The organism is Natrinema sp. 1APR25-10V2, assembly GCF_031626495.1.
Taxonomy (GTDB): domain Archaea; phylum Halobacteriota; class Halobacteria; order Halobacteriales; family Natrialbaceae; genus Natrinema.
On record NZ_JAMQOJ010000005.1, the window covers coordinates 246,782 to 267,650 of the forward strand.

The following is a 20,869-nucleotide window of genomic DNA, read 5'->3' on the forward strand; positions in this document are numbered from 1 at the left end:
GCCGATCGACGGAGAACTGGCGGTATGGACGACGGCGATCGAGAGACCGATTCCACGGCTGCAGAACGGCCGACAGCGCTCGAGCGAGCGATCGGCCACGCCTGGGCCGACGACCGACCCTGGGAACTGCTGACCCGGTTGACCGAACTCTCCCACCGGCTGGGTGGGTCGGGCGGCGAGCGACGGGCGGCCGAAATCGTCCGCGAATCGCTGGAGGACGCGGGGCTCGCGAACGTTGAGTTCGACGAATTCCCGATGCAGTACTGGGAACGGGGTTCGACCGAGTTCGCGGTACTCGAGAGCGGGGGGACGAGCGGGCGCTCGTTCGAGGCCATCGCGCTGCCGTACTCGCCGGCCGGCGACGTCGAGGGGCCGCTGGTCGACGTCGGCTACGGGACTCCCGAGGAGATCGACGAGGCGGACCTGCAGGGCGCGATCGCCGTCGCGAGCACGACGACGCCACCGGGACAGCGGTTCGTCCACCGGATGGAGAAATTCGGCCACGCGGTCGCGGCGGGCGCGGCGGCGTTCGTCTTCGGCAACCACGTTCCCGGCCAGTTGCCCCCGACGGGTGCGCTCCAGTTCGACGCCGAGGCCGCCGCGCCGGGCGTCGGCGTCAGCGCCGAAACGCACGACTGGCTCGCGGAGTACGCCGACCGCGGGTCGCGGGCACGGCTCCGCGTCGACGCGACGACGCGTGACGGCTCGAGCCGGAACGTCTGCGGTGTGCTGGGACCGGAGACGGACGAGGAGGTGCTCGTCCTCGCCCACTACGATGCCCACGACGTCGGCGAAGGGGCACTCGACAACGGCTGTGGCATCGCCACCGTGGTCGGCGCGACGCCGATCCTCGCGGCGATCGAGGCCGACCTCGAGCGGCGAGTCCGAATCGCCGGCGTCGGCTGCGAGGAGGTCGGCTTACTCGGTGCCGAGGCGCTGGCCGACGAACTCGACCTCGAGTCGGTCCACGCGATCGTCAACGTCGACGGTGCGGGCCGCCACCGGGATCTGCGGGCGTTCTCGCACGGCTCCGCGGCGCTCGAAGCCCTCGCGAACGACGTGACCGACGCGTTCGGCCAACCGGTCGTCCCCGAGCCCGATCCGCATCCGTTCAGCGACCACTGGCCGTTTCTCCGGGCGGGGGTACCGGCGCTGCAACTCCACAGCCAACCGCCAGAGGGCGGCGAGCGCGGTCGGGGGTGGGGCCACACGGCCGCGGACACCCGCGACAAGGTCGATCCGCGAACCCTCCGAGAACACGCGATACTGACGGCGCTGCTCGTCCGCGAACTCGCGACGCGGGACGTCCCCCGCGTCGACGAGGACGAGCTCCGCGAGCAGTTGCGAGAGCAGGAGTACGAACCGGGTATGCGGGCGGCGGCCATCTGGCCGGACGAGTGGCGGTAGGTAACGGACACTGATCAGCGATCGGTTCGGCGCTCGCCGTCGCCCGGAGACGGGGAGTATTCGCTCGAGCGGGCTACCCGGTGCGGTTCGCTCCGGGAGCGCCCTCGGCGGTGATCTCGATGCTCGTCTCGGTGACGGCGGTCACTTTGCCGTCGATGGAAGCGTGGTGCGGCACGCCGATCCCGTTCGACGGGGGAGTCGCGACGACCGCTCCGGTTTCGACGCCGTCTCCGGGTTCCACGGCGGGAACACCGGGACTGACCGTCCCTTCGAAGTCCGGGTTCGTGACCAGCGGGATGCGAACGACATCCGGTTCGATCGTCGCCGTCGGTTCAGTCTCCGTCGGTCCGGCCGTCCAGTCGCGCGACTCGAGCACGTCGATCCGGCCGTCGCCGAGCGTGTTGTCCGCGACGGTCGATTCGGAAAGCACCAGGAGCCCGTTCGTCGACTTGTCGACCGCGAACTCGTCCGCCGACGTCTCGATCTCGAAACACCAGCCGGGACCGCCGGACGCGAGCACCGCGTCCGACGGAAGCTCGTCCGGCGGGCGGCCCGCGGCCGACAGGAGCTCGCTCGCGGGCGTCCCGATCGGAACCTCGAGGAACCGGTGTCTCGGGACGGCCCCGTCCACGTGGACGTACGTGTGCGTGACTGGCGTTCCGTCGGTCAACGCCCGGTAGACGTTGGCCATCGTTTCGGTGTTCTGGACGAGCCAGCCGCGATCGGTCGGCAGGTCGCTACCGACCACGGTGTCGGCGACGACGTCGAGGAGGACGCTCTCCATTCCGTACTGGTATCGAGCGTCCGTGTAGGCGAAGACGACGCCGGACTGGTCTTCGGCGTCGAGCGGAAGCTCGTCCGGTGGCACCACCGTCCCGCCGGTCTCGGCTTCCAGTTCGGTCATGTGTTCGTCCCGATCCGTCCACTTGGCGCTGACCACCACGGCTTCGAACGCGTCCTCGAGCAGGGCGTCGAAGAGCGACGCGAACTCGGCCGCTCGGGACCGCCCGAGCCACTTGTCGACGAAGAAGTTTGGTTCGCTCTCCTGATGGTTCACCAGCAGATAGTCCGTCGAGGCCACCCGCTCCCACTTCGCGTAGGACGGGAACCCGGCGCCACCCGCACCCGCGATACCGGCGTTTCGAACGCGTTCGACGCCGCCGTCCCGCACCGCCGGTAGAGCCGATAGCCGATCGGGCCGAAGTACCTCTCGTGGCATGACGACTACACCTACGCGTCGACCGCGAGTACGAATTCTGCCGCGTGCGTGAGGCTTCTTTTATACCCCGGTTGGGATAGTATCACAGTGTCGCGGATAAAGACGACGAACTCCGTATTCCGGGGTCGCCTCATCGAATTCCGTCGGCCACCTGCCCGGCCACCCGCGCGTCCGTTCGTCGGTCGATTCGGCGGCGTTCGAAGACGGCTCGAGCGCTGGCGGCTGCCTCCTCGTCGGTCTCGAAGGTAAGGTCCGGGTACTGCACGTCGGTCAGCACCAGCGGCTCCGGCGGAGCGGGCGCGATCCCCTCGTGACCGGGGAGCGGTTCGGACGCGAGGGCGCGGTCGATCTTCGCGAGCGGTTCGTCGCCGGTTCCCACGTCGCGAGCCAGCGACACCAGCCGGCGGACGAGTTCGCGGGCGAACCCGCCGGCGCTGACGGTGCAGACGAGATAGTCGCCCTCGCGGCGAACATCGAGCGACGGCGAACGCTCGGTGTTGCGGTCGTCCGGCGTCAGGTTGTGGAAATCGTGGGTCCCAGAAAGCGCCTCGCAGGCGGCGCGGAACCGATCGTCGTCGATAGAACGGGCCGCGCGATCGCTTTCGTCGGCGGGCGCGTACAGGTGATACGTGTAGACGCGGCGGTTGGCGTGGTGGGTCGCGTGGAACCCCGCTGGCGCGTCGGCCACCGCCCACGCCCGAACGTCGGCCGGTAGTTCGGCGTTCAGCGCCCGCGGTGCGAGCCAGTCGGGTGCCTCGAGCGCGATCGTCTGGGCGAGCGCGGAGACGCCCGCGTCGGTGCGACCCGCGGCGGCGTAACCGTCGGGTTTGTCGGCATCGGGAGCGAGAACGTCGAGCGCGCGGCAGGCATCGAAGATCGCCTCCTCGACGGTGGGGACGTCGGGCTGGCGCTGAAAGCCGTGGTAACTCGTCCCGTCGTAGGCGATCCGGAACGCGCGGTGTACCATTGGGTCTCGAGTCGACCCAGCGCGGCCAGCGAGTTATACCGATCGCTGTGGTGACGGCGGCCCGGCGCTCGAAACAGCAGCCGGTGACCAGGTGCGTAGAACGGGGCGATGGGGAGAGACGACGTGATCGGGACGAGAGTGCCCGAATCCGACACCACTTATTTGGGTTCAGATGAGCGGAACGAGGCTATTGGTCGCGGGAAGCGTGTGCTGTGCTAGCGTGCTCGATACTCACGACCGCACGGACACGGAGCGACGGAGCGTCCTGAAAACGATCGGAGCCGGCGCGCTCACGACTGCGGGTACGGTCGCGACGAGCGGGTCCGCGACCGCCGACGCCAGTTGGACCCACTATCACAACCCCGTTGGCCCGGTCGGGTTCGGTGACGTGACCGCCATTCAGGCCGATGACGGCACTTACTACGCGTACGGGACCGAAACGCCGAACGACATCGTTCCGATAGCGACCTCGGACGACCTCGTGGACTGGACGTACATCGATTCGGCACTCGACAGTTACCCCGACTGGCGCGACAACCCCGACGCCGGCGTATGGGCGCCCGATATCAACTACTACAACGGACAGTACTACCTCTACTACTCCTACTCGACGTGGGGAAGCGCCAACAACCCCGGAATCGGCCTTGCGACTGCCGACTCGCCGGACGGTCCGTTCGAGGATCAGGGGCCGGTGTTCAGGGCCGAGGACCTCGAAATGACCAACTGCATCGATTCGGAGTTTCGCGTCGTCGACGGGGTGCCGTATCTCGTATGGGGAAGCCGGTACGGGATTCACGGCGTCGAACTCACGAGCGACGGCACGGATTACGTCCCGGGAACGACGTTCCACCTCGCCGGCGACAAACGCGAGGGCGGGATGATCGTCCGCGAGAACGGCTACTACTACCTGTTCTACTCGACCGGCCACTGCTGTGAGGGCTCCGACAGCACCTATGAGATCGAGGTCGGCCGATCCGAGTCATTCTTCGGCTCCTACTACAACCAGACCGGGACCGACCTGCGCGACCTGAACGAACACTGCAGCGGCGTGGCGATCCTCGAGGGAACGAACGAGTTCATCGGTCCGGGCCACAACACCGCGATTCAGGACGAGAACGGCGACTGGTGGATGCTCTACCACGTCGAGGCCACGGCAGACCGGGAAGACCGCACGATGATGATCGATCGAATCCGGGGGGAAAACGGCTGGCCGGTCGTCGCTTGCGATGGAACGCCGAGTACGCAGAGCCCGATGCCTGGCACCGGCAGCTACGACTGCGACAGCGCTACCGACGGTTCCGAAATCGGCGAGAGGCTGTTCGATCTGCTGTAACGGGACGAGAGCGACTCGCTAACGGCGGAGCACGGTACCGGCGTCCAGCGTTCGCTGGTCTGTGCCCTCACCCCCGATCCACGGGTTCGCCCCGCTCGAGGTGCTCGGTGTCGCAGGCGGGTCGATTCGAGAGACACTGCGGACGACTTACGGTTCGGCGTCGTGATCGAACCGGTCGTGATCGGGCTCGTGAACGTCGAACTCGTCGGTTCCCGATTCGCCGATATCGTCGTTATCGATATCGAACGCGTCGGTCTCGAGCGACGAGCCATCGGCGCTGATGGCGCCCTCCTGAACCTCGATGGTGACGCCGTCCTCGTCCGACGACATGCCGAGTAACTGGCCGGTCGCCGACTCCACTTCCTGGTTGACTGACCAGACGAACCGCAGGACTGACTCGAGTTCGGTGCCGGCCTCGTGGACGCCCCGCTTGGGCGAGAGTTCGCCCATACTCCGTGCGCCCTCGGGGTGGAGGTACTGAATCGGGTGGTCGTTGGGGACCTCGCGGAGGTCGACGTCGAACGACCAGAGGTACGGGAGGGCCTGAAGGGCGTAGCCCTGCGGTTTCGGTGCTCTTCGCCCGACGGCGCTCAGAGCGATGGTCTTTGCCGTCGATTCGCCGTCGGTGTCGAAGTAGACGCCGGGGACGCGCGGGATGGATACTCGCATACCCGTGAGAGGAACCGGGAACGGGTGAGTCCGCACCCGGCACTCCCAGCCTCGTTTTATAGGGGGCTGCCGGGTCCGATCGTCCGCTCCCCGCCACCGCTATCAGTGGAAGGTGTCCGCGAACTTATCCCGGCGGTTGATATCGAGTTCGCTGATGCTCGAGCCCCCGCGGCTCGCGGCGAAGCGGATCGCCTGGGCGACCTCCTCGGGTTCGGTGACCTCTCCCTCGTCGAACCGCTCGGAGAAGCTCTCGCCGTAGGCCGCTCCGAACTCGGAGCGAACCTCCGCCGGGTTGACGATCGTGATGCCGATATCGTCGTCGCCGACCTGCGCCGCGAGGCTCTTGGCGAAGCCCCGGACCCACCACTTCGTGGCGGCGTAAACCGGGTTGGACGGCCGCGGGTGTCGGCCGGCGAAGCTGGCGACGAAGATCAGGTGGCCGTCACGCTCGCGAACGTGGGGGATCGCCGCCCGCGTCGCGTAGAAGACGCCGTCGACGTTGGTCTCCTGCATCGTCTCGTAGTCGTCGGTCGACAGCGACTCGACCTCGCCCCCGCGGGCCAGTCCCGCGTTGTTCACCAGCACGTCGATCCCGCCGTACCGCTCGACGGTCGCCTCGAGGAGCGCGTCGACGTCTCCCTCCTCGCGGACGTCCGTCGGCACGACCAGCGTCTCGACGCCGTGGCTCGTCTCGAGATCGTCCGCGATCTCGTTCAATCGGTCCTCGCTGCGCGCCGCGAGGACGACGTTCGCGCCCGCGGCCGCGAGTTCGCGGCAAGTCGCCGCGCCGATGCCGGTGCTCGCGCCCGTGACGATCGCCGTTTTCTGCTCGAGTGAGTTCGTCATCGGTCGACGGCTAGACGGGCAGCGACCTAAAATCGAGGGTCGCGGATCGTGAGGTCGGCGAACCGCCCGAAACGGAGACGGAATCGGCGCCTCAGTAGTCCTCGAGGTCGTACAGTTCGCCGTACTTCTCGGTGACGTACTCGAGGAAGGGATCGGCGGTCAGCTCCTCGCCGGTGGCGCGTTCGATCAGGTCGGGCGTGACGTAGCGCTTGCCGTGCTGATGAACGTTCTCGCGGAGCCAGCCGTTGAGTTCGTCGAACTCGCCCTCGTGGATCTGGTCGTCGAACTCGCCGCGGTCGGCTTCGGCGGCGGCGTACAACTGCGCGGCGAGCACCGAGCCCAGCGAGTACGTCGAGAAGTAGCCGAAGTCGCCGTGAGACCAGTGGATGTCCTGCAGGCAGCCCTCCGCGTCGGTCTCGGGGCGCACGCCGAGGTACTCCTCGTACTTGTCGTTCCAGACCTCGGGCACCTCCGAGACCTCGAGGTCGCCCCGAATCAGATCGCGCTCGATCTCGAAGCGGATCACGATGTGGAGGTGGTAGGTGAGTTCGTCCGCCTCGACCCGGATGAGATTGTCGTCGTACACCTGATTGGCGGCCTCGTAGGCCTCCTCGGGCGACACGTCCTCGAGTTCGGCGAACCGCTCGCGGGCGATCGGGAGGAAGTGCTCCCAGAAGGGACGGGAGCGGCCGACGTGGTTCTCCCAGAGCCGCGATTGCGATTCGTGGACCGAGAGATCACGGGCTTCCCCCAGCGGCGTCCCGTACCCGTCGTCCGGGAGTCCGAGGGTGTAGTTGGCGTGACCGAACTCGTGGATCGTGGAAGTGATCGATCCCAGCAGGTCGTCCTCCTCGAACCGGGTCGTCACGCGCGCGTCGAACTGTGTCCCCGAGGAGAACGGGTGCGGCGCGGTGTCGAGTCGGCCGCGTTCCCAGTCGTAACCGAGCGAATCCAGTACGTCGCGCGCGAGAGCCTCCTGATCGTCGTCGTCGAACTCGCCCGTGAAGGCGTCCGTGGCGAGCTCCGCGTCGCTCTCTTGAACGGCCTCGATCAGCGGGACGAGCTCCTCGCGTAGCCGCTCGAGCACGCGCTCGGCGGTCTCGAGGTCGATGTACGGCTCGTAGTCCGCAAAGAGCACGGCGTAGGGATCGGCGTCGGGGTCGATGTGCTCCGCGTACTCGCGTTTGAGGGCGACCAGCTTCTCGAGGGTCGGCGCGAACTCCTCGAAGTCGTCCTCCTCGCGGGCCTGCTTCCACGTGGGATGGGCGTTCGAGGCCGTCGCGGAGATTTCCTCGACGAGTTCCTGGGGAACGCTCGTCTCGCGGTCGTACTTCCGGCGGACCTCGCGGACGACCGCGGCCCGCTCGTCGGTCAGGTCCTCGCCTTCTAACTGCTCGAGCAACTCGCCGGTCTCGTCGTCGGTTAGCAGTTCGTGACTGAGCGAGGACAGCGTCGAGAGCTGCTGTGCGCGGGCGGGGGTTCCCTCGTCGGGCATCACGACCTCCTGATCCCACTGGAGGATGCCGGCGGCGTTGCCGACGTTCGAGATGCGCTTGACTCGCCGTTCGAACTGCTCGTAGGTGTCGGCCTCGGCGTCACCGGGGGCCTGATCGGTCGCCATGTTCGTCTCGTTCGACCGGACGCTGTATCAACGTCTGGGTTCCGGACACCGCGAGCGTCGGACTCCCCCTCGAACCACGGACGCCGGGGAGAGACGATTCGGTCCCGTGTCAGTCCCGAACTGCCGGTCGCGCGTCGATGGTCAGCGGCGCGGGGAGCGACGCGGGGCAGGCGAACGTCTCGAGCGTCGAGAGGGTCGAACCGTCGTCGGGACGGCCTCGGAAACCGTTGCGTCGGAGGAACGCAGAATCCATGATAGCCGTATAGAACGTGCAAGCAGCGGGCTGTTCCGCCGGGTCGACGTACGACGGGGTGTCATGGTCGCTACTTCACTCCTCGCGTCGCTCGTCGTGTTCCTCGTGAGCCTGCTGATCGGTGCGCTCGGCATCTACGCCGGCGCGCGAATTATCGTCGGTCGGACGAGCTACGATCACGCCATCGTCACCGCGTTGATCGGCGCGATCGTCTGGGCCATCGTCGGCTTCCTCGTCGGCTGGATCCCCCTCCTCGGGCCGTTGCTCGCCCTGCTGGCGTACGTCGCGGTGATCAACTGGCGGTATCCCGGTGACTGGACCGCCGCGGCGATGATCGGGCTCGTCGCCTGGGTCACCGTCCTGATCGTCCTCTACGTCCTCGCCGCGCTCGGCGTCGCGAGCTTCGGCGCAGTCGGCGTCCCGGGCGTCTGATCGGCGGACCGACGCCGCCGCCGGCGTCCAGAAACGGCGTCATCGTGAAGTCGGCCACGTCTCCGCGATTCGCCGGTAGGTCTCTCGGCAGCGCTCGAGGACGGCGATCGAGACGCTCTCGTCGTCGGTGTGGGCCTCGCCGGGTTCGGAGGGGCCGTAGATCACACACTCGGTGCCGGCCGCCGAGAGCCAGCCCGCGTCGGTCGCGTGGGGTTTCGTCACGAGTTCCGGTGTGCCGTCTTGCGAATCGTCGGCAGCCGCGAGCACGGCCTCGGCGAAGGACTCGTCCGTACACTCCATCGGGGGCCAGTCCTGGTCGACCGTCCACTCGACCCCCTCGAGTGCGTCGACGCGCTCGAGGGGAGCGCGCTCGCCCGGCACCGTCCGTTCGTCGATCGTGAACTCACAGCGCGCCGGAACGACGTTCCACGCGGAGCCGCCCTCGATCTCGGTGACGGTGAGCCGCCCGTCGAGCGTCTCGCCGGCCACGTCGACCGACGGGAGCTCGAGCTCGCGCACGCGGTCGACGGCAGCCGTGGCCCGATAGATGGCGTTTTCGCCGGCGTCGGCCTCGCTGGCGTGGGCCGCGGTCCCGCGGGCGGTGATCGTGCTCCCGCGCCGGCCCTTGTGGGCGACGGCGACGTCGGTGACGTCCGGCCCGGAGTAGTTCGTCGATCCCTCGCCGACGATCGCGTAGTCGGGCGCGAATCCGTGGTCGATCGCGTGCTGCGAACCGACGCCGCCGGTCTCCTCGCCGACGAAGCTCGCGAAGACGAGTTCACCCGCGGGATCGGCATCGCCGGACTGCGTCCGGCTGCTCGAGGTACTTCGTACCTCGCTATCGCGGAAGGCCAGCAGGGCGGCCGCGACCGCACCCTTCATGTCCGCCGTCCCGCGGCCGTAGAGGCGGCCGTCGCGTTCCTCGACGGCGTATTCGGTCGCGCCGTCCCCGTCCGCGTCGGCGACCTGCGACTCGGCCGGTTCCACGACGTCGTGGTGGCCGACCAGCGCGAGCGACTCCTCGCCCGCTCCCTTTCGGGCGATCACGTTGCCGGCGTCGTCCCGCTGTACGTCGGCGTCGGTCTCGCGGCGCAGCCACTCCTCGAGGAAGTCGCCCGCGGCGGTCTCGTCCTCGTGGCTCGGAATCGAAACGAGGTCGCGCGTCAGATCGACGAGAGTCATAGCTGGCGTCTCGACGGCCGCGATGTTCAGTCCACCGGAAGGGGCGACCGCCGTCCAGCGGTTGTGGCCGGGATCACCGCGCGTCGGCGCTCCGGCTCAGTCGACCCGCTCGTAGACCGGCGGCTCCGCGTCGGACTCGTCGTCGGTGAGCCGCGCGACCGAGTCGCGTACCTCACGGAGGCTGGCCGTCTGCTGCTCGCTGGCCGCCGCCACCGACTCCGCCGCACTGGCGACCTGATCGGCCGAGTTCGAGAGATCCTCGAGCGTCTCCGCTGCCACTTCGACGCCGCGGGCCTGCTGGTCGGCCGCGGCCGCAACGTCCTCCATGCCGGCCGCGGTCTTCTCGGCCGACCCGTGGATCGCCTCGAGCGAGTCGACCGTCTCCCGGACGCGGTCGGTGCCGGCGTCGACCCGAGTGACCGTCTCCTCGGTCGTCTCGACCGTCGCCGCGGCCTCTTCGCGGACGGCCTCGACGGCGGACTCGATCTCCGAGAGGTCCGCCTTCGTCTGTTCGGCGAACGAGCGCACCTCGCTCGCGATGACGCCCATCGTCTCGCCGCCGCCGCCGTCGCCGCGGGAAGACTCGATCTTCGCGTTCGCGGCGAGCACCGTCGTCCGCTCGGCGAGGTCGTCGAGTCGGTCGACCACCTCGTCGATCTCGTCGGTCCGCTCGGCGAGCGCGTCGACGGCGTCGGCGACGCGGTCGGTCGCGTCCTCGATCGCCTCGAGTTCGTCCAAGGCGTCGTCGGCCGCGTCGACGCCCTCGGCGGCCAGTCGCTCGGTCCGGTCGCTCTCCGCGCGGACTTCGTCGGCGACGCTCGCGACCTCCTCGACGGCCGCGCTCACTTCGTTGAGTTCGCTCGCGGCCCGCGTCACGCCGGCCGCCTGCGACTCCGTGTGGTCGCTGATCGCCTCGGCGCGTCGCGCGACCACCTGGCTCGAGTCGTAGAGGTCCGTGATCGGCTGTTGCACGTCGCGTTCGACCTCCCGTGCGAGTCGCTCCCGGCGCTCGATCGACTCCTCGAGCCGTCGGGCGTAGGAGTCGACGTACGTGTCCGTCGCGACCTGCAGGTCGAGATTGATGATCCGCAGCAGCGAGAGGACGTCCATCATCCCGTCGTCGATGGCCGCCCTGACCGCCTCCTCGAAGGACTCCTCGAGGCCGTCCGCCTCGTCGTCCTCGTCGCCGAGCCCCAGCGCGCCGACGAACCGCTCGAGTCCGCCCCCGTCCCGCTCGGCCTCGCGCTCCTCGGCCCACTCCTCGATGGCGTCGACGACGCGGTCCTGGACCCGCTCGTTCAGCCGCGAGAGGATGAGGTCGTAGTAGACGCCGTACTGGCCCACGTAGTGTTTTAGCGGCATGTCAAGCAGCTCGTGGAGCTTGCCGATCCGGGCGCGGTTCTGGAAATAGGACCGGTCGTAGTCGCCGGTCGCCAGCGAGACGAGGTACGCCTGCTGGGTCTGCTTGAGGGCGTCGACGCCCTTCGGCGAGCGATCGATGACCTCGCGGGTCCCCTCGTACCGCAGTACGTTTTCGTAGAAGTCGTCGGCGATCTCCTCGCGGTTGTCGCGCAACAGCGGCTCGAGCTCCGATAACCGCTGCTCGTCGGCCTCGTCGAACCCGATGAACTGCTTTCGCCAGGCGATTTCGGTCTCGTCGAGTCCGATGCGGTCGACGAGTTCGTCGACGTCGAGAAAGCCGTTGAGTCCCCCGTGACCAAACGTCTGTTCCGGTTGCATACGAGAACGTGTTCGGGCAGTCGTTTACTTTTCTGTGAATGTTCCCAGCGGGTAGGAACACGAATCGGAGGCCGGCGGCGGTGTTTGGGCCGTGAGAACGCGACCCGTGGATTTGCTGTGGACACCCTTATGGGCGTACGACGACCAGTTTACGTATGAACGTCGTGCCGGACACGAGCGTGGTCATCGACGGCCGCGTCTCGGCGACTATCGAAGACGGGCAGTTCGAGGGAGCGACGATTTGCGTCCCCGAGGCGGTCGTCGCGGAACTCGAGGCGCAGGCCAACGACGGGATCGACAGCGGCTGGGACGGCTTAGCGGAGCTCCAGCGGCTGGCCGAGCTGGCCGACGACGGCGTCGTCGACCTCGAGTACGTCGGCGAGCGCCCCGACGCCATCGAGCGGGGCCACGCCTCCGAGGGCGAGATCGACGCCCTCATTCGGGACCTCGCGGAGGACCTCGAGGCGACCTTCGTCACCAGCGACGTCGTCCAGTCCGAGGTCGCGAAGGCGAAGGGGCTCGACGTCGAGTACGTCTCCCCCGAGGTCCGCGAGGTCGGCACGCTCGCCATCGAGGAGTTCTTCGACGAGCAGACGATGAGCGTCCACCTCAAGACCGACGCCGTGCCGAAGGCCAAGCGCGGCGAACTCGGCGCGATGCGCTACGAGGCGATCGCCGACGAACCGCTCGACGAGGCGACGATGGACGAGTACGCCCGCGAGGTCGTCGACGCCGCGAAGGAGGCCCCCGGGGGCTTCATCGAACTGTCGGAGCCCGGGATGAAGATCGTCCAGTTCCGGGACTACCGGATCGCGATCGGTCGGCCACCGTTCTCGGACGGCATCGAGATCACCGCCGTCCGCCCGATCGCCCAGACCGACATCGAGGACTACGAGCACGCCGACGAGTTGAAAGAGCGGCTGCTCGAGCGCCAGCGCGGCGTCCTCATCTCGGGTGCGCCCGGCGCGGGGAAGTCGACGTTCGCGCAGGCGGTCGCCCGCTACATCGCCGATCACGACTACTCCGTCAAGACGATGGAGAAACCGCGGGACCTGCAGGTCGGCCCCGACATCACCCAGTACACGGAATTGGGCGGCCAGATGGAGAAGACGGCCGACGCACTGCTGATGGTCCGGCCGGACTACACCATCTACGACGAGGTCCGCAAGACCAACGACTTCGAGGTGTTCTCGGACATGCGGCTGGCGGGCGTGGGCATGATCGGCGTCGTCCACGCGACCCGGCCGATCGACGCCCTCCAGCGGCTCGTCGGCCGCGTCGAACTCGGGATGATCCCCCAGGTCGTCGACACCGTCGTCTACATCGAGGCCGGCGAGGTCGAGACCGTCTACGACGTGAGAACGGAGGTCAAGGTGCCCGCCGGACTCACCGAGGAGGACCTCGCTCGACCCGTCATCCAGGTGACGAACTTCCAGACGGGCGAGCCCGAGTACGAGATCTACACCTTCAACCGGCAGGTCGTCACCGTCCCGCTCAAAGACGAGGAGGGCGGCCCCGGCAGCGAGTCCGGCGTCGACCGGATCGCCAAACAGGAGATCGAACGCGAGATCCGCTCGATCGCCCGCGGCTACGTCGACGTCGAACTCAAGAGTCAGGACAAAGCCGTGGTCTACGTCGAAGACGACGATATCTCGAGCGTCATCGGCAAGGGCGGCGGGCGCATCACCGACGTCGAGAACCGCCTGGGGATCGACATCGACGTGCGGACCCACGACGAGAACCCCAATTACGGCGCGGGCGGCGCTGCCGGCAGCGCGAACGCGGACGGCGGCAGCGCGTCGCAGGCCGGCCAGATGGTCCAGCCCGAAATCACCTCGAGACACATCGTCATCCCCGTCGACGGCAACCACGGCGAGACCGTCGAGGTGCAGGCGGCCGGCGACTACCTCTTCACCGCGACGGTGAGCCGCGGCGGCGAGATCCAGGTGTCGAGAGGGAGCGCGATCGCGGAGGAACTCGAGCGAGCGATCGATCGGAAGGATCCGGTTACGATCGTTCCCTCGTAAGCGGCCCGTGAACGAACGGAGTGAGTGAGCGGATTTTTGGTGCAGATTTTTCGAGGAGCGGTGAGTGAGCGACGCGAACGAACCCGACGAGAAAAAGGTGCGTGTGTGAGATCCAGGTGTCGAGAGGGAGCGCGATCGCGGAGGAACTCGAGCGAGCGATCGATCGGAAGGATCCGATCACGGTCGTTCCCTCGTAAGCGGTTCGGAGCGAACGAAGTGAGCGAGAACCGCGAGAACGCTAACGGGCGTCAGCCCGTGAGCGAAGCGAGTGAGTGAGCGGATTTTTTGCGCGAGTGACCGACACCGCGATTCAGTGCGACCAGATCCCCGCTTCTCGATCGAGCAGCGTGACCACGACGACGTGCGGGAGCGTCAGCACGGCGATCGCGACCAGATACACCGCGATGACGTCGGGGACCGTCGCAGGCGTCCGCGGGACGGCGATCCAGACGCCGACGAGGACGGCCAGCGCGGCGACGGTCAACGGTGCCGCGTCGCGGGCGAAGCGGCGAAACGCGGTCAGAATCGCCCCGCGCTCGAGGGCCGCGCTGGCGACGGTATCCACGAGTATCGTTCTGAGAATGTGCCGGAGCGAGTGCCAGAGACAGAAGTAGAGCCCGATGGCGAGAATCGGGGGTACGGTGGCGAAGTAGCCGACGAGGCCGATCGTCTCCGCGGCGTCGACGAGCCACGGCCACCGCTCGCCGGGGTCCGTGCGACGGAACCCGAGCAGGAGCGAGAGCGCGATCAGGGACCCGAACCCGATCGTCACGGCAATCCGGAACGACGGTGCAAAGATCGGTTCGAGCACGGTCGCCGCGCCGGGATCGAACGCCCCGACGAGCGACTCGGCGACGAACGCGTACTGCGACGGGAAAGCGATCAGCGGGACGAGCATCGGGAGGCCGCCCCTGACGACGAGGGTGAGCAGACGACTGGCCCTCGTCTCGAGGTGGTCGGCGTCGACGAACTCGAGGAGCGCGTAGACGTCGCCCTGTCCCCAGTGGACGAGCGTGACGAGGATGAACAGAACGAACGCGGCGACGGGCGCGAGAAACCAGACGATGGCGTAGGCGCCCCCGAGGAGCAGGTAGAGGACGCCGACGAACGCGAGCGATCGCGGGGTCACCGGCTCGTCTCGGATCCGCGGTAACACGAGATGGTCGACGGCGCCGTGGGGGAGTCCGAGAACGAGGACGCTGAGCGCCAGCGGCACGTACTGGTAGACGAGCGGCGGCGAACCGAACGCGATCGTCGCCACGGCGGCGACGGCGAGCAGCGAGCCGAAGCCGAGGCTCAGCCGAGCGGCCCGCGATCGGCTCTCGGATCTGGCTCGTGCGTCGGCGCGCCGATCGATCGCGTCACCACTCATCGGAACTCGTCGGAAGCCGCTGGGACCCGCTCGTTCGCTCCGGAAGCCCCTCGAGTCGCTCGAGCACCCAGACGTACATGACGAGCCCCTGGACGACGAAGAGATTGGTCACGAGGAAGAACAGCGCCTCTTCGATCGGGAGTCCGAGGAGCGCGTACCCCGTAGTGTGGGCGTCGGAGATGACCCAGACGCCGAGTTCGATCGCGATCCGGTCGACGAGCCAGAGGTACAGCGTCGGGACGGCGACCGCGACCAGCAGCGACCGACGGATCTCCCACAGGTACGTCGATCCGAACCCCCACTGAACGGCGAGGACCGGCCCGGCCCAGAGGAACAGCCAGCCCAGATAGGACGTCGAGCTATCGCCGAGCAGCAACAGCAGCAGGCCGACGACGGTGATCGCCAGTCCGCCGGCGACGCCGAGGAGTCGGTGTTCCCAGGGAAGCGCCAGCGACCGATCGGCGGTCGGTCGCACCTGGAACAGCCAGAGCGCGGTCAGTATCGGCTGGAGGACGAAGAAGAGGTACTCCTCGATCGGCGTGTGCCAGACGGTCGCGAGCACTGCCCCGTCTCCGTACCACCAGACGCCGACCGGGATGAGATGGTTCGTAAACGGCGTCGTGTAGGCGATGGCGAGGACGATCATGACACCGAGGCCCGAGAGGGGGCGAACACCCCACCAGACGTGATCGCGCCGAGCCGCGAACCACCACAGAATCAGGATTGGCGGCAGCAGGAAGGCGACGTGGATTCCGAGGTAGGTGATCGGGACGGTCATGAGCAGTTCGGCGTTCGCCGTCGATGCCCCGGTGGGAACCGGAGCCTCCGTGAAGAGAAAGACGACGGGGAACGGAATAGAGCCGCGTCCATACTGGTTAGGGGTGCCAGGGCGCTCGAGCGGGACCGGACGAAGACGGTCGCGGAGATGCGGTTCGGGCGGGAACGCTCTCGTCAATCCGGATCGGCCGTGGACCGGTTCGATTAGTCGTCGCCCGGAACGGGTCCGGACATGCTGGCGCCGTAGTCCGCCCCGCCGGTGATCGCGTTGGGCTCGTCGGCGATGTAGCGCATGGCGACGAACGTCACGACGTACTTCGTGATGATATCGAGGACGCTGTACCCCCAGGAGGTGACGGTGACGTCCAGGATGGCGAATCCCTCGACGCCGAGCGCCCAGAGAATCGGGTAGCCGAACCAGCCGACGACGGTGAGCAGCTTCAGCGTCCCGAACAGGTCGGCCGTGCCGGTGACCCGCGCTTCTGCGGTCCAGTCGACGAGGATGAGGTAGACGATCACGAGGAAGAAGATCGTGCTCAGCACGAACCACCACCACCGCAGCGCCAGCGAGGACGTGGTCAACGCGGCGGCCAGGCCAGTGACGCACATCGCGATCGTGAACGCACAGGCCGTGAGTATCTTCGTCCAGTTCGACCCGGCGATCATCCCGAGCGCGATCAGGATGAACGGGGTCGAGAACGTCCACGTGAGGTATCGACCCCACATCGCCAGGACGCCGTCCTGGCCAGCCGTCGTCGCGCCCGCGGCCGGATGGCCCGGCGGCATCTCCACGACGCTCAGAGTGAGGCCCGACGCGAGGCCGGTGTAACTCGAGATCGAGACGATCGAAATCAACATCAGCGCCATCGCGATCGCCTTTGTCCGGGGGTCGGCCAGGTTCCGCCCGAGATATGCGATACCGAGGATTGTGAGGCCGGCCAGGGCGATGTTGAGGACGAACGATAGCGCGAGGAGCGTGTTGTCACCGCCGAAGACGTACTCGAACAGTTCCTGATCCGCCGCCCCGTTCTGCAGGACGGCGTTCTGGACGCGAAAACCGAGGGCGGGGGCTGACTGCATGAACGGAGATCACTTCACTACCGCGACACATAAACGAGTGTTCGTCCCGATCCAGATACTCACGGGCGGTGACCGAAACGGCGCTCGAGAGTCGCTATCGCGTCGATCGCGGTGGCTGCCCGTCGGTAGCTCGCGTTCGAACCGCCGACGGAATCGATCGCGGGTCGTCCGCTATCGGAGCGGCGCCAGGCCGATCGTCGAGAGTCGGTGCCGCGTCCTCAGGCCGGCGCAGCCGTCGGCGAAACGGCCCGCTCGAGGACGGAGCGGCTGCGGAGCAGGACCAGCCCGAAGCCCACCTTCGCCGAGAGGTCGAGCACCATGAACGCCGCGGTTTCCCAGTACAGCGGGAGGATACCGAAGGTACCCTCCGTGCCGAGGATCCAGACAACCGGGTAGAGGAGCCACAGCACGATGACCAGGTTGCGCAGCCGTCCGAACAGCGACGCCACCTCGGGAGACCGACCGCGCGCGTTCTCGGAGAGCGTCCCGACGAGGACGTACAGCAGCGCGAGCAGGGCGCCGGTGCTGATCGCCCACCAGGCGATCCGGGTACCGGGGGTGGCCGCGAACGCCGCGATCGCGCCGGTCCCGATCATGAAGACGTCGAGGCCGATCAGCGTCGCGATGGTGTTTCGGTTCGCCCCCGCCAGCAGCGCGAGGTCGAGCAGCAGCAACGGCGTCGTGAACAGCCAGTCGGCGTAGCGCGCCCAGTAGATCGTGAGCGCCTCGTCACCGACCATGACCTCGGTGACGCCGAAGCCGGTCGCCATCGCGAAGTACATCGCAGCGGCGATAGTCGTAATGAAGGTCGTGATGATGTAGAACTCCTGCATCTTCTGGTCGCGAACGCCGCGTCCGCGGCCGATGAAGTACAGGGTTCCGAGCGTCATCCCGATCGTACCGATCCAGAGCCAAACGGATTCTGAGCCAACTGTGGCAACCATGAGAGATGGTATGGAGGGCAAATATATACTGGTTGAGCCTAACGAAAATAACCTCTAGACTGGCGTGAATGACCGGGAATATGACGTTGGCGGTAAAATCGCAGCGTATTTCGGGACGCTCTGTGTCCGATCGGATAGCCCGAACGCAAAGCACCCTCCAGAATCGATGACTACGACTGATCCGAACGATCCGATCGCAGACGCACTGCTCGGTGAATCGACGTACGAGCGACTCAGAGTGGAGCGATACGCGCTGATCAAGCGCCGAATTCCGCAAAAGCTCGTCTACCAGAGCGGCCTGCTGTTCGCGCTCGCGCTCGTCGTGCCGATCGTCGCGACCTATCCGTCGTCGGTGCAGACGGCGTTTCCAGGCGGCAATCCGCTGTGGTCGTCTCCGCTCGTCCTCTGGGTCGGTGTCGCCGCCGGTGGCATCCAACTGGGGACCGCGACCTGCCTCGTCGCGGTGTCGATCACGCGCCGACGGTACGAACCCCACCTCTCGGAGTCGCAGGTACACGCGCTACTGAACGTCGAGGACGTCGCCTCGATGTTCGGACTGGCGACCGGCGGCTTCGCGATCCTGATCACGATCGGGTTCTTCCTGCTCGGTCACGCCGGCGTCGACACGTTCACCGCAGTCGTCGAATCCGCGCCGCGAGACCCTTACAGACAGACCGGCGTCTCGGTATCCGTAGTGACCGTCGGTGCCGCGGCGGCGATCAGTTCCTTCGGCGTCTACGTCGTCGGCCGATACCTCTCCTCCGAATAAACCGTCGACACCGGAAACGGTCGCACGCATCTGTGTCGCGTCGGGGGCGCTTTGCCGTGGAACACAGTCCGGCCAGAGGAACGTCTCTCCGTAACGAGGGAGGGATAGCAATACAGTAGCGAACGTCACTGTACACCCGATCGCACGATGGCTGCGCGATCGATGTGTGAACCGTTGCAGCCGTTACTATAGAGTGGACGGACGGCCACCGAACCGATCGTGAGCCGCCCATGCAGGTGTGAACCACACACTGAACTACTAGCTGTTTAAGGATTAGCTTCTTATGTGAGACAATCGTCCGATAGAGTAGAATGGAAACGAGTGATCCCCACGTATGAGCGTAGATAAGAAGACGTTCGTCTATTCGGACACCGGTCACACGAACGGACCGTTTTACACCGATCGCCGGTCGCTAGAGACGGTACGCGAACGGATCGTCGCCGACATCGAGACGACCGTCGCCGACGCCGATGCCGAAGGGGTCGTCGTCGCGATGAGCGGCGGCATCGACTCGACGCTGACGACGGCGCTGGCGGTCGAAGCCGTCGGAGCGGCAAACGTCCGCGGGCTGGGTCTGCCCTGCAACATGACCGATACGGCCCACGTCAGCGACGCCCGCACGATCGCGGACGGAATGGGGATCGATTTTCAGGAGATCCAGTTGCGACCGCTGCTCGAGGCCTTCGAGGAGACCGTCGCGAGCGAGCTCGAGCCGCCGGCGGCCGACGCGGACCGGCCGAACGAGCGCAACCACGAGATCGGCAACGCGACCGCGCGGCTCCGGATGGTCGCGGCCTACTACGCGGCGAACCGCGGGTCGCACGTCGTCCTCGGCACCGCGAACCGCTCGGAGGTGTTGCTCGGCTACTTCACCAAGCACGGCGACGGTGCGGCCGACGCCTACCCGATCGGCGACCTCTACAAGACGGAGGTCCGCGCGATGGCCAAACACATCGGCCTCCCCCGCCGAATCGTCAGCAAGGAGCCGACGGCGGGCTTCTGGGCCACCCAGACCGACGCCGGCGAACTCGGCGCGCGCTACGACGACATCGACCCGCTGCTCTACCGGCTGGTCGAGGAGGGACGAACGGTCGACGAAGCCGCCGACGAACTCCGGATCGACCGCGAGACCGCCGACGAAATCGCGTCCCGACACGCCGGAACCGCCCACAAACGATCGATGCCGCCGACGCCGGGGATCGCCGGCCGCGGCGATACCGGGACCGTAGACGGCGCGGACGGACTCGAGTGAAGCGGCTCCCGCGTTTCCGCTCGGCGGATCCGGGCGCGATTCAGCGCTCGCGGTCGTCCGCGTACATCCCCGGGTTTCGCCACCAGAACAGCCCCCACGCCAGCAGGAAGCCGACGGCCATCGCGATGATGTCGAGCAGGACGGTCGGCAGCCCCAGATCAGCCACGGCGACGAGCGCCATCGCCGCCCCGATCGCAGCCCCCGTCACGACGAACAGCACGTCACCGACGATTTTCGTCCGTGAGGCCTCCCAGTACGCCTGTCGGTCCTCGTCGTACCAGATGCCGACGTAGATCACCACCGGCGACATGGTCGCGATGACCGTGATCGTCCGGTACGTCTCCGGGAAGACGGCCGGCACGAGGACGAGCAGATTGAGCAGGTTCGCGACTAACACGGCCAGAAACAACCCGATCATCAGCCAGCCCCAGCGCGGCAACCGCTCTTTGTCCATACCGGAGACGATCACCGCTGGAAAATAATGCTACCGCTCGACCGCTACTCCGCGCAGCAGGCGTCCTTCTTCGGGGACTCCTCGACGCCGTTGCCGTCGGCCGCGACCGGCTCCTCGAGCCGGTAGAGACTCTGGCGAGCGTCCGCAAAGTAGATGTCCTCGTCGACGATTCCGATCTCCTCGAGTCGCTCGAGCGCGTACCGAACTGTTCGGGCCGAGAGCATCGATTCCTCGACGATCTGTTTCTGGGTCAGCGGCCCGTCGTACTCGAGAACCTTGAAGACGAGTTTCGCACTCGGTGGCAAGTCTTCGATCTCCTCCCCGTCGGTCTCTGCCATACTACGAATCGAAAGGCCCCAGCAGTATAAAAGTTGAGCCTTACCCGAACGGAAATCGGTATATATTACTACGTCTTTTCGCGGGTACGATTTGGTCTGAGCCCTCGAGCGGCGAGATGTCAAAATTGCGTCCGACGGGACGACACATATATGTCGTAGAGACTGTGCCGATATCGGACGCGTTCGA

Annotated in this window: 20 protein-coding genes; 6 read left to right on the forward strand and 14 right to left on the reverse strand. The window is 66.9% G+C overall.

The features are described from left to right. Positions 1-24: 24 nt before the first annotated feature. Entirely contained in the window at positions 25-1,407 is a 1,383-nt protein-coding gene (locus NDO75_RS17080; protein WP_310907820.1) for a M28 family metallopeptidase, read from the forward strand. A gap of 73 nt (positions 1,408-1,480) precedes the next feature. Here the strand turns inward: NDO75_RS17080 and NDO75_RS17085 are convergent, their stop codons facing one another. Together NDO75_RS17085 and truA are read right to left on the reverse strand one after the other, a co-directional pair. Further along, positions 1,481-2,626, reverse strand: a complete 1,146-nt coding sequence (locus tag NDO75_RS17085) for an NADH dehydrogenase subunit (protein WP_310907821.1) — start codon at positions 2,624-2,626, stop codon at positions 1,481-1,483. 130 nt (positions 2,627-2,756) lie between these two features. After that, positions 2,757-3,593, reverse strand: coding sequence for a tRNA pseudouridine(38-40) synthase TruA (gene truA, locus NDO75_RS17090; protein WP_310907822.1), 837 nt, complete (start codon positions 3,591-3,593; stop codon positions 2,757-2,759). A 220-nt stretch (positions 3,594-3,813) separates the two neighbouring features. On the opposite strand from truA, the gene NDO75_RS17095 reads away from it, so the two are divergent. Further along, on the forward strand, positions 3,814-4,926 hold the full coding sequence (locus tag NDO75_RS17095) for a family 43 glycosylhydrolase (RefSeq protein ID WP_310907823.1): 1,113 nt from the start codon (positions 3,814-3,816) through the stop codon (positions 4,924-4,926). A gap of 147 nt (positions 4,927-5,073) precedes the next feature. Here the strand turns inward: NDO75_RS17095 and NDO75_RS17100 are convergent, their stop codons facing one another. The 4 genes from NDO75_RS17100 to NDO75_RS17115 form a co-directional block, all read right to left on the reverse strand. Next, the gene (locus tag NDO75_RS17100) at positions 5,074-5,595 is read right to left on the reverse strand and encodes a hypothetical protein (protein ID WP_310907824.1); all 522 of its coding nucleotides are present in this window, start codon (positions 5,593-5,595) and stop codon (positions 5,074-5,076) included. 102 nt (positions 5,596-5,697) lie between these two features. After that, on the reverse strand, positions 5,698-6,441 hold the full coding sequence (locus NDO75_RS17105) for an SDR family oxidoreductase (protein WP_310907825.1): 744 nt from the start codon (positions 6,439-6,441) through the stop codon (positions 5,698-5,700). Between the two features lie 91 nt (positions 6,442-6,532). Beyond that, on the reverse strand, positions 6,533-8,062 hold the full coding sequence (locus NDO75_RS17110; RefSeq protein ID WP_310907826.1) for a carboxypeptidase M32: 1,530 nt from the start codon (positions 8,060-8,062) through the stop codon (positions 6,533-6,535). A gap of 109 nt (positions 8,063-8,171) precedes the next feature. Continuing rightward, positions 8,172-8,315, reverse strand: coding sequence for a hypothetical protein (locus tag NDO75_RS17115; protein ID WP_310907827.1), 144 nt, complete (start codon positions 8,313-8,315; stop codon positions 8,172-8,174). Positions 8,316-8,378: 63 nt separating this feature from the next. Between NDO75_RS17115 and NDO75_RS17120 the strand changes: the two genes are divergently transcribed. Beyond that, a complete protein-coding gene (locus tag NDO75_RS17120) occupies positions 8,379-8,747 on the forward strand; it encodes a hypothetical protein (protein WP_310907828.1) in 369 nt (122 codons plus the stop codon). Between the two features lie 39 nt (positions 8,748-8,786). Here the strand turns inward: NDO75_RS17120 and NDO75_RS17125 are convergent, their stop codons facing one another. Next, positions 8,787-9,929 (reverse strand): M20/M25/M40 family metallo-hydrolase, encoded by a 1,143-nt coding sequence (locus NDO75_RS17125; protein WP_310907829.1) that lies wholly within the window; start codon positions 9,927-9,929, stop codon positions 8,787-8,789. 96 nt (positions 9,930-10,025) lie between these two features. After that, positions 10,026-11,669, reverse strand: coding sequence for a globin-coupled sensor protein (locus tag NDO75_RS17130; RefSeq protein WP_310907830.1), 1,644 nt, complete (start codon positions 11,667-11,669; stop codon positions 10,026-10,028). Positions 11,670-11,824: 155 nt separating this feature from the next. Between NDO75_RS17130 and NDO75_RS17135 the strand changes: the two genes are divergently transcribed. Continuing rightward, complete coding sequence (locus NDO75_RS17135) at positions 11,825-13,696, forward strand: PINc/VapC family ATPase (RefSeq protein WP_310907831.1); 1,872 nt, start codon at positions 11,825-11,827, stop codon at positions 13,694-13,696. A gap of 310 nt (positions 13,697-14,006) precedes the next feature. On the opposite strand, the gene NDO75_RS17140 is transcribed toward NDO75_RS17135, so the two are convergent. From NDO75_RS17140 to NDO75_RS17155, 4 genes are all read right to left on the reverse strand, one after another. Beyond that, positions 14,007-15,068, reverse strand: a complete 1,062-nt coding sequence (locus NDO75_RS17140; RefSeq protein ID WP_310907832.1) for a Brp/Blh family beta-carotene 15,15'-dioxygenase — start codon at positions 15,066-15,068, stop codon at positions 14,007-14,009. After that, the gene (locus tag NDO75_RS17145) at positions 15,058-15,846 is read right to left on the reverse strand and encodes a lycopene cyclase domain-containing protein (protein WP_310908078.1); all 789 of its coding nucleotides are present in this window, start codon (positions 15,844-15,846) and stop codon (positions 15,058-15,060) included. Before NDO75_RS17145 ends, NDO75_RS17140 begins: the two co-directional genes overlap by 11 nt. A gap of 203 nt (positions 15,847-16,049) precedes the next feature. Next, positions 16,050-16,925 (reverse strand): bacteriorhodopsin, encoded by an 876-nt coding sequence (locus tag NDO75_RS17150; RefSeq protein WP_310907833.1) that lies wholly within the window; start codon positions 16,923-16,925, stop codon positions 16,050-16,052. Between the two features lie 218 nt (positions 16,926-17,143). Continuing rightward, entirely contained in the window at positions 17,144-17,869 is a 726-nt protein-coding gene (locus NDO75_RS17155) for a bacteriorhodopsin (RefSeq protein ID WP_310907834.1), read from the reverse strand. 166 nt (positions 17,870-18,035) lie between these two features. Here NDO75_RS17155 and NDO75_RS17160 point away from each other — a divergent pair, with 166 nt between their 5' ends. Next, positions 18,036-18,638, forward strand: a complete 603-nt coding sequence (locus NDO75_RS17160) for a hypothetical protein (RefSeq protein ID WP_310907835.1) — start codon at positions 18,036-18,038, stop codon at positions 18,636-18,638. 334 nt (positions 18,639-18,972) lie between these two features. Beyond that, positions 18,973-19,890 (forward strand): NAD+ synthase, encoded by a 918-nt coding sequence (locus NDO75_RS17165; protein ID WP_310907836.1) that lies wholly within the window; start codon positions 18,973-18,975, stop codon positions 19,888-19,890. Between the two features lie 40 nt (positions 19,891-19,930). Here NDO75_RS17165 and NDO75_RS17170 read toward each other — a convergent pair whose 3' ends face one another. Together NDO75_RS17170 and NDO75_RS17175 are read right to left on the reverse strand one after the other, a co-directional pair. Further along, entirely contained in the window at positions 19,931-20,344 is a 414-nt protein-coding gene (locus tag NDO75_RS17170; protein WP_310907837.1) for a hypothetical protein, read from the reverse strand. A 44-nt stretch (positions 20,345-20,388) separates the two neighbouring features. Next, positions 20,389-20,682: a helix-turn-helix domain-containing protein gene (locus tag NDO75_RS17175; protein WP_006180348.1), complete on the reverse strand. Its 294-nt coding sequence runs from the start codon at positions 20,680-20,682 to the stop codon at positions 20,389-20,391. Between the last annotated feature and the right edge of the window lie 187 nt (positions 20,683-20,869).